This is a genomic window from Mycobacterium sp. GA-1285, from assembly GCF_001499905.1.
Lineage (GTDB): Bacteria > Actinomycetota > Actinomycetes > Mycobacteriales > Mycobacteriaceae > Mycobacterium.
The window spans coordinates 66,640-80,334 of the sequence record NZ_LQIS01000002.1 but is presented as its reverse complement, the minus strand read 5'-3'; the positions used below and the strand labels follow the sequence as shown (position 1 = coordinate 80,334).

General features: G+C 68.0%; 14 protein-coding genes, 1 tRNA gene and 1 other RNA gene. 7 read left to right on the top strand and 9 right to left on the bottom strand.

The features are described from left to right. Positions 1-27 precede the first annotated feature (27 nt). The gene (locus tag AU193_RS02260) at positions 28-810 is read right to left on the bottom strand and encodes a hypothetical protein (RefSeq protein ID WP_064420723.1); all 783 of its coding nucleotides are present in this window, start codon (positions 808-810) and stop codon (positions 28-30) included. An 86-nt stretch (positions 811-896) separates the two neighbouring features. Then, positions 897-982, bottom strand: a tRNA-Ser gene (locus AU193_RS02255). 68 nt (positions 983-1,050) lie between these two features. Here AU193_RS02255 and ffs point away from each other — a divergent pair. Beyond that, an RNA gene (ffs, locus tag AU193_RS22635) (signal recognition particle sRNA small type) lies at positions 1,051-1,145 on the top strand. 30 nt (positions 1,146-1,175) lie between these two features. Beyond that, positions 1,176-2,453, top strand: coding sequence for an aminotransferase class I/II-fold pyridoxal phosphate-dependent enzyme (locus tag AU193_RS02250; protein ID WP_064420722.1), 1,278 nt, complete (start codon positions 1,176-1,178; stop codon positions 2,451-2,453). 50 nt (positions 2,454-2,503) lie between these two features. Here AU193_RS02250 and AU193_RS02245 read toward each other — a convergent pair whose 3' ends face one another. Beyond that, positions 2,504-3,373 (bottom strand): hypothetical protein, encoded by an 870-nt coding sequence (locus AU193_RS02245; RefSeq protein WP_064420721.1) that lies wholly within the window; start codon positions 3,371-3,373, stop codon positions 2,504-2,506. A 179-nt stretch (positions 3,374-3,552) separates the two neighbouring features. Between AU193_RS02245 and AU193_RS02240 the strand changes: the two genes are divergently transcribed. After that, positions 3,553-5,430, top strand: a complete 1,878-nt coding sequence (locus AU193_RS02240) for a DNA polymerase III subunits gamma/tau (protein WP_064420720.1) — start codon at positions 3,553-3,555, stop codon at positions 5,428-5,430. 44 nt (positions 5,431-5,474) lie between these two features. Here the strand turns inward: AU193_RS02240 and AU193_RS02235 are convergent, their stop codons facing one another. Then, positions 5,475-6,788: a class I SAM-dependent methyltransferase gene (locus AU193_RS02235; RefSeq protein ID WP_064420719.1), complete on the bottom strand. Its 1,314-nt coding sequence runs from the start codon at positions 6,786-6,788 to the stop codon at positions 5,475-5,477. Next, positions 6,785-8,194: an FAD-binding oxidoreductase gene (locus tag AU193_RS02230; protein WP_064420718.1), complete on the bottom strand. Its 1,410-nt coding sequence runs from the start codon at positions 8,192-8,194 to the stop codon at positions 6,785-6,787. The genes AU193_RS02235 and AU193_RS02230 overlap by 4 nt, the downstream gene beginning before the upstream one ends. A 69-nt stretch (positions 8,195-8,263) precedes the next feature. On the opposite strand from AU193_RS02230, the gene AU193_RS02225 reads away from it, so the two are divergent. After that, the gene (locus AU193_RS02225) at positions 8,264-8,701 is read left to right on the top strand and encodes an SRPBCC family protein (RefSeq protein ID WP_064420717.1); all 438 of its coding nucleotides are present in this window, start codon (positions 8,264-8,266) and stop codon (positions 8,699-8,701) included. A 55-nt stretch (positions 8,702-8,756) separates the two neighbouring features. On the opposite strand, the gene AU193_RS02220 is transcribed toward AU193_RS02225, so the two are convergent. Then, complete coding sequence (locus AU193_RS02220; protein WP_064420822.1) at positions 8,757-9,530, bottom strand: Rv3717 family N-acetylmuramoyl-L-alanine amidase; 774 nt, start codon at positions 9,528-9,530, stop codon at positions 8,757-8,759. A gap of 111 nt (positions 9,531-9,641) precedes the next feature. Between AU193_RS02220 and AU193_RS02215 the strand changes: the two genes are divergently transcribed. The 3 genes from AU193_RS02215 to AU193_RS02205 are packed head-to-tail and all read left to right on the top strand — an operon-like array spanning position 9,642 to position 10,997. Continuing rightward, entirely contained in the window at positions 9,642-9,974 is a 333-nt protein-coding gene (locus tag AU193_RS02215) for a YbaB/EbfC family nucleoid-associated protein (RefSeq protein ID WP_064420716.1), read from the top strand. Next, complete coding sequence (gene recR / locus AU193_RS02210) at positions 9,975-10,586, top strand: recombination mediator RecR (protein WP_064420715.1); 612 nt, start codon at positions 9,975-9,977, stop codon at positions 10,584-10,586. Positions 10,587-10,598: 12 nt separating this feature from the next. Continuing rightward, positions 10,599-10,997, top strand: coding sequence for a hypothetical protein (locus AU193_RS02205; RefSeq protein ID WP_064420714.1), 399 nt, complete (start codon positions 10,599-10,601; stop codon positions 10,995-10,997). Between the two features lie 29 nt (positions 10,998-11,026). On the opposite strand, the gene AU193_RS02200 is transcribed toward AU193_RS02205, so the two are convergent. From AU193_RS02200 to AU193_RS02190, 3 genes are read right to left on the bottom strand one after another with little or no spacing between them, the layout of a single operon-like run. Then, positions 11,027-11,707 (bottom strand): hypothetical protein, encoded by a 681-nt coding sequence (locus AU193_RS02200; protein WP_064420713.1) that lies wholly within the window; start codon positions 11,705-11,707, stop codon positions 11,027-11,029. A 1-nt stretch (position 11,708) separates the two neighbouring features. After that, the gene (locus AU193_RS02195; RefSeq protein WP_064420712.1) at positions 11,709-12,425 is read right to left on the bottom strand and encodes a type 1 glutamine amidotransferase; all 717 of its coding nucleotides are present in this window, start codon (positions 12,423-12,425) and stop codon (positions 11,709-11,711) included. After that, positions 12,418-13,644: a Mur ligase family protein gene (locus AU193_RS02190; RefSeq protein ID WP_064420711.1), complete on the bottom strand. Its 1,227-nt coding sequence runs from the start codon at positions 13,642-13,644 to the stop codon at positions 12,418-12,420. Before AU193_RS02190 ends, AU193_RS02195 begins: the two co-directional genes overlap by 8 nt. Positions 13,645-13,695: the final 51 nt, after the last annotated feature.

The following is a 13,695-nucleotide window of genomic DNA, read 5'->3' as shown; positions in this document are numbered from 1 at the left end:
CGCCCATATTGCCCGATGCGGCCACGGCTAATCGTCTAGCGCGACACCTCCGCGCAGGCGCCGACGGCGGCGACGTGCCGCTTCGGGTCTGCGATTGCGCAGTTTGCCGTCGCCGGATTCGGTCGCGGTGGCCTCGACTGCAGATTTCTCGGCACCGGACTCGGGTTCGTCGGCGTCGGCCTTGACCTCGGTCTCGTCGGCCTTGACCTCGGCCTCCTCGGCCTCCTCGGCCGCAGCCGCATCCTCGGTCTCGTCGTCCTCGACCTCGGCCTTGTCCTCGTCGGCCGCGACCTCGGCTTTGTCCTCGTCCTGGGCCTCTTTCGCGCCCTTGCGCCGACCACGGCGCTGCTTCGGCTCCTTGACCTTGAGCGGTTTCGGCGGCGGCGGTGGCATTTCGGCGACCGAAGCGAGGTAGAACGCGAACACGCCGAGCAGCGCGATCGCGGCGGCGGCCCCGTAGATGCCGAACAGCCACCTACCCGCGGTATCGAGCGACAGCCAGATCTCGCTGACGGCCGCGCCGATGATCAGCAGGCCGGCCAGCACGTGCAGCGCGATCGACCAGGTCCGCAGCGTCAGCGCCATCTGGGGCGTGCCGAATTCCGGCCGCCGCGTCCGTAGCAGTGTGAAGACCACGGGCAGCGCGGCCAGCCCGATCAGCGCGCCACACACGATGCGCATCACGGTGCCGAACGTGTGCGGGATGTCGCCCGACAGCTCATACCAGCGGGGCAGGACGAAGAAGAAGTACAGAACACCGGCTACGACGCTGAACAACGCGTGCCAGGTCACCGCGACAGTGCGGCTCATTCTCCTCCTAGACGCTTGTTTGGCCCCGGGGTGCGACCGGGATTGGCCGTCGAAACGTACCGACAGACCGCACCCCGGGCCGAGTGCGGAGGATGCGGGATTTGAACCCGCGAGGGCTATTAACCCAACCCGCGTTCCAGGCGAGCGCCATAGGCCACTAGGCGAATCCTCCGCGGGCCATGGTAACCGACCTCAGGCCGGAGCCGATCCGGATGCGAGCCGCTCGGGTATTAGACTCGCCGTGGACCCCGCGCGGCGTCCATCCTGTGAACTCCCCCAGGGCCGGAAGGCAGCAAGGGTCAATGGGCTCTGGCGGGTGCGCGGGGTCCCCTCATCTCCCGCATCTGTGAGTCGAAAGGCGTTCGGTGTCATTTCTGTCGCTCGGTCGGGACGAACTCGCCGCAGAACACGAGCAGCAGAAGCGTAACTACGCCGAACTGCAGGCCAAGGCGCTCAAACTCGACCTGACCCGCGGCAAGCCGTCCGCGGCGCAGCTGGACCTGTCCAACAAACTGCTCGAACTGCCCGGTTCCGACGACTTCCGCGACGCTGACGGCACCGACGTCCGCAACTACGGTGGCGTGCACGGGCTGCCGGAACTGCGCGCGATCTTCGGCGAACTGCTGGGCATCCCGGTGCAGAACCTGATCGCTGGAAACAACGCCAGCCTCGAGCTGATGCACGACGTCGTCGTGTTCTCGATGCTGCACGGCGGTCCGGACTCGGCGCGGCCGTGGGCGCAGGAGCCCACAGTGAAGTTCGTGTGCCCGGCCCCGGGCTACGACCGGCACTTTGCGATCGCCGAGAACCTGGGCATCGAGATGATCACCGTGCCGATGCTCGAGGATGGGCCCGACGTCGACCTGATCGAGGAACTCGTCGCGGCCGACCCCGCCATCAAGGGGATGTGGTGCGTGCCGGTCTACTCGAACCCGACCGGCGTCACCTTCTCCTGGGAGACTGTGCGGCGGCTGGTCCAGATGCGAACGGCGGCAAACGATTTCCGGTTGATGTGGGACAACGCCTACGCGGTGCACACATTGACCCACGACTTCGTCCGCAACGTCGACGTGCTCGGGCTGGCCGAGGCTGCCGGTAACGGGAACCGACCGCTGGTGTTCGCGTCGACGTCGAAGATCACCTTCGCCGGGGCCGGGGTCAGCTTCCTGGGCGCCTCGCTGGGCAACATCGCCTGGTACCTGCAGCACGCCGGCAAGAAGTCGATCGGCCCGGACAAGGTCAACCAGCTCCGGCACTTGCGGTTCTTCCGCGACGCCGACGGAGTGCGGCTGCAGATGCAGCGGCACCAGCAGCTGCTGGCGCCCAAGTTCGCCGCTGTGTTGGAGATCCTCTCCGAGCGGCTCGGGGAGTCGAAGATCGCGTCGTGGACCGAACCCAAGGGCGGATACTTCATCAGCCTCGACGTCTTGCCCGGCACGGCCAAGCGCACAGTGGCGCTCGCCAAGGACGCGGGCATCGCGGTAACGGAAGCCGGTGCGACGTTCCCGTATCGAAAAGACCCGGAAGACAAGAACATCCGCATCGCGCCGACGATGCCGCCGGAACCCGAGCTGCGGACCGCGATCGACGGTCTGGCCACCTGCGCGCTGCTCTCGGCGACCGAGTCGTTGCTCAGGGACTAGCGCCCGTTTGTGAATCTGACGACGGAATTCGGCGAAAAGCGTCGTCGGATTCACCATCGAAGCCCGCGTGAGCGCAACGCGCTTTCGACCCTGGCCACATAGGTGGCGCGCCGGTAGCGCAGCAGATCTCTGCTGACGCGGATGATCAGCCAGCGGAGCTCGGTCAACTCGAACTGCTTGTCGATGTCGCGCTGCCTCACCCTTGGATCGGTCCAGTGTTGCGGCCCGTCGTATTCGATACCGACCTTGAAGTCCTCATACGCCATATCGATCCGTGCGATGACCTGGCCGAAGCCGTCGAACACGCGAACCTGCGTCTGGGGCGCCGGAAGCCCGGCGTCGATCAACGCCAGCCGGGCCACCGTCTCCTGCGGCGATTCCGCGCCGCCGTCCACCAGCGGGAGTACGCGCCTCAACCGAGGAATGCCGCGGGCGCCCGCATGCGCGGCCATCACCGCCTCGACGTCGACGTGTTCGAGGCCGGTGGCGTTGGCGAGAGCGTCGAGACGCTGCACTGCGACGGTTCGAGACTCGAGATGGCGACCGAGGTCGAACGCGGTGCGGGCCGGCGTCGTCAGACGCATGCCGTTCATCGTGGTCAGTTCGTCGGGCAGCACGCTTTCGGTGCGCACGACGAGTTTCCTTGGAGGCCTGCGATTGTCGTGGATCAACTCTGCAGATTCTGTGGCCTCGATCCACTTGGCGCCCAGTACCGCCGCCGCCGACAGACCCGCGAGGATTCCGCGACGCTTCGACCACAGCCACGCCGCCTGCGCCCGTTGGTCCGCCGCCACTGGGACGTCGCGCGGGACGTAGACGTTCGGATACAGCGGCGCGTACAGGCGGCGCATCGCCCGCTCGGAGATGGCGCCGGTCGACAACGCTTCGCTCCCGACGAACGGCCACGGCAGCTCGGTCATGGTCGTACGGTGCACGCGTGGACCGACGGATCACGGCTGCGGTCACGCCGTCATCCACAGGCCCACGCGGTTTGTGAATCTGCCGACGCTTCCGGCCCTTCAACCGTCGCCAGATGCACAATCCAGCCTCGCAGGGCTGAGGTGTCGAGCCGTCGGACCGCGCCGGTAGCCTGCTGATCGTGGCGCTCTACCGCAAGTACCGGCCCGCGACGTTCGCCGAGGTCGTCGGCCAGGAACATGTCACCGAGCCCCTGTCGACGGCGCTGGCGTCGGGTCGGATCAACCACGCGTACCTGTTCTCGGGTCCGCGTGGATGCGGCAAGACCTCGTCGGCGCGCATCCTGGCCCGGTCGCTGAACTGTGTGCAGGGCCCGACGGCCACCCCGTGTGGAGTGTGCGATTCGTGCGTGGCGCTCGCGCCGAACGGGCCCGGCAGCGTCGACGTCGTCGAACTCGACGCCGCAAGCCACGGCGGTGTGGACGACACCCGGGAGCTGCGCGACCGCGCGTTCTACGCCCCTGCGCAGTCGCGGTACCGGATCTTCATCGTCGACGAGGCGCACATGGTCACGACGGCGGGTTTCAACGCGCTGCTGAAGATCGTCGAGGAACCGCCCGAACACCTGATTTTCGTGTTCGCGACCACTGAACCGGAGAAGGTGCTGCCGACCATCCGGTCGCGCACACATCACTACCCGTTTCGGCTGCTGGCACCGCGGACCATGCGAACGCTGCTGGAAGGCATCTGCACGCAGGAGAACGTCACCGTCGACGACGCGGTGTACCCGCTGGTGATTCGCGCCGGCGGCGGGTCGCCCCGCGACACCCTGTCGGTGCTCGACCAGTTGCTCGCCGGCGCCGAGGGAAACCACGTCAACTACGCGCGGGCGCTGGCGCTGCTGGGTGCGACGGACGTGGCGCTCATCGACGACGCGATCGACGCGTTGGCCGCCGGCGACGGCGCGGCGCTCTTCGGGGTCGTCGAGGCGGTGATCGACGCCGGTCACGACCCGCGCCGGTTCGCGACCGACCTGTTGGAGCGGTTCCGCGACCTGATAATCCTGCAGTCGGTACCCGACGCCGCGGCGCGTGGGGTCGTCGACGGGCCCGAGGACGTGCTCGACCGGATGCGCGAGCAGGCGACCCGCATCGGCGCCGCGACGCTGACCCGCTACGCCGAAGTGGTGCACGCCGGACTCGGCGAGATGCGCGGCGCCACGGCGCCCCGACTGCTGCTGGAGGTGGTGTGCGCGCGGCTGCTGCTTCCGTCGGCCAGTGACACGGAATCGGCGCTACTGCAACGGATCGAGCGCATCGAGACGCGCCTGGACATGTCGATTCCGGCCGGTGAGGGCGCAGCGCCTCAGGTGAGCGGGCCGCCGAAGCAGTACGCCCGCAGGAGTAAGACCGAAGCGGCCAAGCCGTCGCCGCCGAGCAGCCAGCCGTCGCCGCCGCGCAGCCAGCCGCGGCCTGAAACCAAGCCCGAAGCGAAGCCAGAGCCCCAGCGCGAACCCACGCCGACAGCACCCGCGTCCGAAAGCAAGCCGTCATCGCCGCCGCCGGTGCGGCCGCCGTCCGATCCGGTGGTGGAGGCGCCGCCCCCGGCCGCCGTGACGGGGGAGCCGAACGCTGCGGCCGTGCGCAGCATGTGGTCGACGGTGCGCGACAAGGTGCGCGAACGCAGTCGCACCACCGAGGTGATGTTGTCGGGTGCGATCGTCCGTGCGGTCGAGGGTGACACGTTGGTGCTCAGCCACGAGTCGGCGCCGCTGGCCAAGCGGTTGACCGAACAGCGCAACGCCGACGTCCTCCGCGAAGCGTTGAAAGACGCGCTCGGGGTGAACTGGAAGATCCGGTGCGAGTCGGGTACCGCCGCACCGCCGCCGACGGAACCGGTCCCGGCTGACCCCCCGCCGCCGCGCGACGACGACGACGACGAGGAAGCCATGCTGGCCGAAGCCGGCAGCGACACCTCGCAGACGGCGCGCCGTGACCCTGAGGAAGCCGCGCTCGAGCTACTGCAGACCGAGCTGGGCGCCCGGCGTATCGACGGCTGAGGGTTCGACGGCTGAGGATTCGACGGCTGAGGCTACGAGGTCCACTACGGCGTCCACCACGGCCGCAGCGGAAGCCCGCCGTCGGAGCCGTCGCGATCCAGCTTGACCGCCAGAACTTGGTGCAGCTGAACGACATTCGTCTCGAAACCCAGACGCGAACCGGCCATGTACAGCCCCCACACCTTGGCCGTCGCCAGGCCGACCTCGGCGACCGCCTCGTCCCAGTGTTCCACCAGGTTGCGACACCAGTCGCGCAGCGTCAGCGCGTAATGCCGGCGCAGGTTCTCCTCGTGGACCACCTCCAGGCCGACGTCCTGCGCCTCGGTGATGATTCGGCCGGACCCGGTGAGCTCACCGTCGGGGAAGACGTAGCGGTCGATGAAGCCTCCGGCGGTGGACCCGGTCCGGTTGTCCGGCCGGGTGATGCAGTGGTTGAGCAGCAGTGCGCCGCAGCGCATCTTCGACTGGAGGAAACCGAAGTAGGCGGGGTAGTTGTGCACACCGATGTGCTCGGTCAGTCCGATCGACGACACCGCGTCGAAATCCGACTCGCGCACGTCGCGGTAGTCGCTGTGCCGCACCTCGGCGAGATCCTCGAGCCCGTCGCGGATGATGGCTTCCCGCGCCCACGCCGCCTGCTCCTTCGACAGCGTAACGCCGAGCGCCTTGACTCCGTGTCGTGCGGCGTAGCGCACCATGCCGCCCCAACCGCAACCCACGTCGAGCAGGCGGTCGCCGGGCTTGAGCCGCAGCTTCTCGAACACCAGCCGGTACTTGTTCTCCTGTGCTTCCTCGAGCGTCGACTCGTCGTGCGGATAGCACGCGCACGTGTAGGTCATCGAGGGGCCGAGCACCCACTCGTAGAACCGGTTGGAGACGTCGTAGTGGTGGTGGATCGCCTCAGCGTCACGAGTCTTGCTGTGGCGCAGGCCTTCTGCGATACGACGCCACCGCGGCAGCGCCTCCTGCGGCGGCGGTGCGATCGGCTTGAGGTGCTCGATGCCGATGGAGCGCACGATCTGGGCGAGCACCCGCGCGGGCGGACGTTTGAAGTCCATCTTGTCGGCGAGCGCTTTGAGCAGCTCGTAGGGATCGCCCGGATGCACACCGTGCGTCGCCAGATCGCCCGACACGTAGGCGCGTGCCAGCCCCAGATCCCCAGGCGCGGTGGCCAGATACGTCGTGCCGCGCGGCGTCAGCAGTTCCAGGCCGAGCGGGGCGTCCTCGGGGCCGGCGGCACTTCCGTCGTAGGCGCTGAAGCGCAGCGGCAGGTTTCCGCCCGCGAAGATCGCCAGAATATCGGCCAGCGTGAGCTTTCCCGCCGGCTGTTGGGTCACCTGATCCTTGAAAGTCGTCATCGTCTCTGCACCGCCTTCGCATACAGATCGAGCAGCCGTGAATCTGGATCGTATGCCTTTTTCACGATCTTGTACGTTTCGCCGCCGTACAGATCGTCGAATTCTTCGCGGCTGTAGTACGAATCCGAGTACAACGACTTGTGACCGTCGAGTTCACTGACCTTGCGCTCGATCAACCTGTTGGTATACCCCTCGGTCGGACCGACCGGCACCGACGACCAGAACCCGACGTTGACATAGGTGTGACGCGGCCGAAGCGGATACAGCGGCCACGCGCCGCCTGTCGCCGCTTCGTCACGAAGTCGCAACGGGCACAGCCAGATCGGCTCGATCGGCACGTTGTCGAGGAACCAGTGCAGGAACTCGGTGACTCGTCCGATCGGCACTTCGACGTCCTGCACGACGCGTTCGCGCGGCGGCCGCCCGTTACGCTTCTCGATCCGATCGGCGATGTCGAACCGCTGGTCGAGGGCCACCAGCTTCCAGTAGAAGCTGCTGCGCCGGTACCGGCGTGGCCACCACCGGCGGATCCGCGGATCCTGCACGCCGAACGCCCGTGAGCACCAGAACCAATCGGTGTCCCACCGCCACAGGTAGTCGTGGATCGTCAGCCGGTCGTGCTTCTCGGCGCCGTTGCCGCCCGGGTGCTGAATCGAGCGGTAGTAGATCTGCTGACCGGTGTAGTCGCTGACCGGTCCGGGTGTGGTGGTTTGGAATCCGAGCGTCAGGTAGGCCTCGTCGGCGGAGAACACCACACCGTCGAGATAGTCGACGGGAGCGCTCCCCGAGTCTCCGTAGCCGCGGGTCTCGACGATGCGATCCATGGTCGCCACGAGGTCCTCGATCGTGTTGAACCGTAGGTGCCGCAGCGCGACGAACGGCCGTACCGTTTCCAGCTCGATCTTCAACCGAACCGAATAGCCCAGTGTCCCATACGAATTCGGAAACGCGCGGTACAGGTCGGTGTTCTGATCCGGCGACGCGGTGACGACATCGCCGGTGCCGGTGAGGATGTCCATCTCCAATACCGACTCGTGTGGAAGCCCGTTCCGGAACGACGTCGACTCGATGCCGAGCCCGGTGACCGCTCCGCCGAGCGTGATCGTCTTCAGCTGCGGTACCACCAACGGCGACAAGCCGTATGGCAGCGTCGCGGCCACCAGGTCTTCGTACGTGCACATGCCCGCCACATCGGCGGTGCGCGCGTCGGGGTCCACAGCGATGACACCGGTCAACCCCGAGACGTCCAAGCCCTTGGCGGTGGTTTTGGCCCGCGCACGGAACAGGTTCGACGTGGGCTTGGCCAGGCGAACGGTGGCATCGGGCGGAATCGCACGGTAGCTGTTCAGCAGCCGCTGCACGCCCGCGGCATGAAGAGCATGTGCGTCGGTTCGGGCAACAGACACGGATATACGCTAGTCCGCGGTCGCGGGCGATGCGACCGCACGGAACTTCTATACAAGGAGCGAGCACCGATGGGACAGGTCAGCGCATCGAGCACCGTCTTGATCGACGCGTCGCCGGAGACGGTGTTGTCTGCCGTCGCGGACTACGCGAACGTGCGCCCGAAGATTCTGTCGCCGCAGTACAGCGACTACAAGGTGATCGAGGGCGGGCAGGGCGCCGGCACGGTGGCCAGCTGGAAACTGCAGGCGACCAAGTCGCGGGTGCGCGACGTCAAGGCCGAGATCGACGTGGCCGGTCACACCGTCATCGAGAAGGACGCCAACTCCTCGATGATCACCAACTGGACCGTCGCACCCGCGGGTCCCGGGTCCTCGGTGACTGTTAAGACGTCCTGGCAGGGCGCCGGCGGGATCGGCGGCTTCTTCGAGAAGACGTTCGCGCCGCTGGGGCTGCGCAAAATCCAGTCCGAGGTGCTGGAGAACCTCAAGAAGCACCTCGAAGGCTGACGTCGTTGAGCGGTTGATCGCAAGCACCTTCTGCGTGCTCGCAACCTGTCAAGGGTCACGCAGAGCCCAGGAACCCCGCGATGCCGCGCACGACGGCGTCGGCGTACTTCTGCCTGCCCTCCGGCGTCTTCATCAGCGCCGAGTCGACCGGGTTCTTCATGTTGCCCAGCTCGACCAGGATCGACGGGTATTGGGCGAGGTTGAGGCCCGCGATGTCCGACCGCGGGTTCAGGCCGTTGGAGCCGATGTAGGTCGACGGCACGAAACCGGAGGCCTGCAACTGGTCGCGCATGATCGCGGCGAACCGCGGTGACGGCCCCGCCTGCGCGTCGTTGAGCGGCGGGGACGAGTACAGGACGTGGAATCCGCGCCCGGTCGGCGGGCCACCGTCGGCGTGGATGCTCACGATCGCGTTGGGCTTGATCGAATTGGCCAGCGCGGCGCGCTCGTCGACGCACGGACCCAGGCCGGTGTCGTCGCCGCGCGACATGGCGGTGCGCACGCCCAGCGCGTGCAGGGCCTGCCGGATCCGCAGCGTGGTCTCCCAGGCGAACGTGTGCTCGGCGTAGCCGTCGTCGGTGGAGGTGCCGCTGGCCTGGCAGTCTTTGGTGCCGCCGCGACCGGTGGGCACCTGCCTGCTGATCGAGGCGTCGTTGGCGCCGTTGTGCCCCGGATCGAGGAACACGATCTTGCCCGCGATGTTGGCGGGCGCGGCATCGGCTTCGAAGGCAGGGTTGACGAGGGTCGATGCGGCGACGAGTAGTCCGGCGGCCACCACGGCACAGCCGCGCAATGCTCCGGTGGCGCCGACACGCAGGCGGGCAGGCACGGCCGTCACCGTAACCGCAACGACGTCTAGGCTGAAAGCTCAAACGGCCGCGAGCCCACGACAGAGACCGAGTCGAGACCGGACCGCAACCGAGACGCAAGGGGACCACTCATGCAACCGCAAGGCCAACCCGATATGTCCGCGCTGCTCGCGCAGGCCCAGCAGGTCCAGCAACAGCTGATGGAGGCCCAAGAGGCGCTGGCCAATGCCGAGGTGCACGGTCAGGCCGGCGGCGGCTTGGTGCAGGTCACGATGAGGGGCAGTGGCGAGGTGGTGGCCGTGTCGATCGATCCGAAGGTCGTGGACCCCGAAGACGTCGAAACGCTGCAGGATCTTGTCGTCGGAGCCATCTCCGACGCCGCCAAGCAGGTCACCATCCTCGCGCACGACCGGCTCGGACCGCTCGCGGGCGGGATGGGCAATCTCGGTATCCCGGGAATGTAATTGTTCGAGGGACCCGTTCAGGATCTGATCGACGAGCTCGGCAAGCTGCCCGGCATCGGGCCCAAGAGCGCGCAGCGGATCGCCTTTCACCTGCTGTCGGTGGAGCCGCCCGACATCGACCGGTTGACCGCCGTGCTCAACAAAGTGCGCGACGGTGTCAAGTTCTGCGTGGTGTGCGGCAACGTCTCCGACGACGACCGCTGCCGCATCTGCAGCGATCCCCGCCGGGACGCCTCACTGGTCTGCGTGGTCGAGGAGCCGAAAGACGTACAGGCCGTCGAACGCACGCGGGAGTTCCGCGGGCGTTACCACGTACTGGGCGGCGCCTTGGATCCGCTCTCCGGGGTCGGACCCGAACAACTGCGAATCCGCGAGCTGCTCAACAGGATTGGTGAGCGGGTGGATGGGGTGGACGTCACCGAGGTCATCATCGCGACCGACCCCAACACCGAGGGCGAGGCGACGGCGACCTACCTGGTGCGCATGCTGCGCGACATCCCGGGCCTGACCGTGACCCGGATCGCGTCAGGCCTACCGATGGGTGGTGACCTGGAGTTCGCCGACGAGCTCACACTGGGCCGCGCGCTGGCGGGCCGGCGCGCGATGGCTTGAGAAAGGACACGCATGGCGGACGAGGAGTTCAAGGTCGAGGTGGAACTCGGCAGCCCCGAGCATCGGCTCTCGTTCTGGGAGAAGCTGCGCACGCTGGACGTGGACGACGCCGCACGCGAGAGGCTCGGTTCGCGGGTCACGGTGACCCGCGACGGCGACCGCATCCAGTTGTACACCGCGACTTTGGCCGACGCGCAGGAGGCCGAGCGCACGGTGCGCGGGTTGGTGGCCGACGACGACGTCACCGCCCAGTACACGGTCAGCCGGTGGGACGCCGCGAGCCAGGAGTGGGTGGACCCGGTCAGCGGGCAGGAGGTGCCCGACGATGCGCCGGAGGTGCCCGTCCCAGATCCGCGCTACGTCATCCTCGAGGCGTACAAGCCGGATTTCCTGCGCGACCTCGGTCTGTAACCGCGACGCACCGCGGTGCATCGGCAGAGTCAGCGTCTGCCGAACGTCAGCGCCAGGTCCCACGGCGACACTCCCCACGTAGCGACCGCCTCGATCATGATGAGGGGTGCGACGTCGATCGTGTCCTCGTTCGCGGGCGCACTCAGCGTGGCGCCCTGCTGTCCGCCGACGATGTGCGGGTCCCAGATCTCGGAGCCGTGTGGCGGCGGAGCGGCCTCGATGACGCTGAGCACGCCATCGTCCTCGCTTGTGAGCATGAACAGGCAGTACGGTTCCGTCGGCGCATCCCATCCACCCACCTCGACGAGGAGGAACTCGTTGCTGGCGATGCAATGGCGGATCGCTTGTGCCAGCAGCAACCGCACGTCGTCGGGCCACGATTCGGCGGGCTCTGTCGCCGGGCCGAGACTGACCAGATCGGCACCGGCTTCGAATCGTTCGTCGGTCGACTGCTGCGGAAACCGCGACGGGAGCATCAGCGTGCCACTGTCCTCCGACAGCCAGCCGACTTCGCGAAACCGCCCCTCCTCCCGCAGCGTCCGGGCAATCGTTCCGGTGCCCTGCAGCGCCAGCAGACGCTGCGGTTCGGTCACCGACCACAGCCGGGACGGGCCCGTGTCCGTCCACGTGCGGACCAGTCCGCCGGCGCACAGGCTGAGCATTGCCACGGTGGCCGTGTCGCCGACCTGAACGGGGAAGTCGTCGGACATCTCAGGCTCGCCGGGGTGCGGCCAGGCGTTCGCGGCGCAGCTGGTCGACCTCGGGCAGCTCCAGGGGCGCCAACCCACCGACCACTTGGCCCAGCAGGTGGTCGGCCAGCTCGGGATTGCGGGCCAGGCACGGTCCGTGCAGATAGGTGGCGACGACGCTGCCTTGTACCGCGCCGTCGAAACCGTCGCCCTCGCGGTTGCCCGCGCCCTTGACGACTTTCGCGAGCGGGCGCGCGTCGGCGCCCAGAACCGTTCCGCCGCGGTGGTTTTCGAATCCCGTCAGCCGCTGCGACAGACTGGCCAGCAGTGGCTGGGACACCACCTCGCCGATCGTGCGCTTGTCCTGCGGTGCGGTCGTGACGTCGAGTAGGCCGACGCCGTCGACGCGTTCCCCCGACGAGGTCTCGTACCAGTGGCCGAGCACCTGAATCGCCGCGCAGATCGCCAGCACCGGCGCGCCCCGCGCGGCGGCCTGCTGTAAACCGGGATAGCGCAGCAGGTGTTTGGTGGCCAGGCGCTGCGCGTAGTCCTCCGCGCCGCCCAGCGTGTACAGGTCGAGCTCCGACGGCACCGGGTCGTCCAGGGTGATCTCCACGATCTCGGCGTCAAACCCCCGGAGCCGCAGGCGTTGTCGCAGCACCACGGAGTTACCGCCGTCACCGTAGGTGCCCATCACATCGGGCAGCACCAGGCCGATCCGCACCGCCGACTCACGCATCGGGCAGCCGCCTGTTCAACTGCAGAAACGCGGTGTAGTTGGCGATCACCTCGACGTGTCCCGGTGGGCACGACGCGATCGCCGCGAGGGTGTCGTGCACCAACGTGTGCTTCACACCCGCGTAACCCAGACGCACCGCGAGGTCGGTACCCCGCTCGCCGGCGGCCACTACGTGGGTGTCCTCGAAGTGCTCGAAGCGGACATCCCACAACCACGACAGGTCTTCACCGTCGGGCACCTGGCCGTTGACCGAGATCACCACGCCCGCACCATGTTTGTCGACCATCGACAACGCTTCCTGCCAACCCGCCGGGTTCTTCGCCAGCAGCACCCGTGCGGTGTGCTCGCCGAGGCGCACAGTCCGATAGCGTCCGGCGACCTCGTCGACACCGGACACCGCGGCCACCGCCGCCGCCGGATCGGCGCCTAAAGCGACCGCCGCGGCCACGGCGTGCGCGGCGTTTCCGCGGTTGACGGCGCCGGGCAACGACAGCGTCATCGGTAACGAAAACCCCTCCGGCCCATAGATGTTGGTGTCGTCGAACCACCAGTGCGGACTGGGACGCTTGAAATCGGTTCCGGTGGAACGCCAGTCGCGGCCGTCGCGCAGGATGATCTCGCCGGACCGGGGACAGCTCACCGAGTCGTTGGCCCAGCTTCCGCCCGCGGCGACCCACACCACGTTGCGGCTGTCGTATGCGGCCGAGGTCATCAGCACGTCGTCACAGTTGGCGACCACGACGGCCGACGGGTGACGAGCCAGCCCGGCGCGCAGGGTGCGCTCGATGTGGTTGATCTCCCCGACGCGGTCCAGCTGATCGCGCGACAGGTTCAGCAGCACGATCACCTCCGGGTCGACCGCCTCGGCCACATGGGGCACGTGCATCTCGTCGACCTCGAGCGCGGCCAGGGGTGCCTCCCGCGCGGCGGCCAGCGCGGCCACCAGGCCGGCGTCCATGTTCGCGCCGGTGTCGTTGGTGGCGACCGGTCCCATCGTGCGCAGCGCCGCGGCGATCATCCGGGTGGTCGTCGACTTGCCGTTGGTGCCGGTGACCACCACCGTGCGACGGCCCGCGCCGAGCTGGCGCAGCAGGGACTTGTCGAGCGCCAGCGCGACCAGCCCGCCGATCATCGCCCCCGCCCCGCGGCCGGTGACCCGCGACGCCCAACGTGCGCTCGCGCCGGCGGCGAGGGCGAGCCGCCCACGTGTCGTGACCACCCCGGCAGTTTAGGTAGCCGACACGCTCGCGGGCGATTCGGCGAGGTCCCG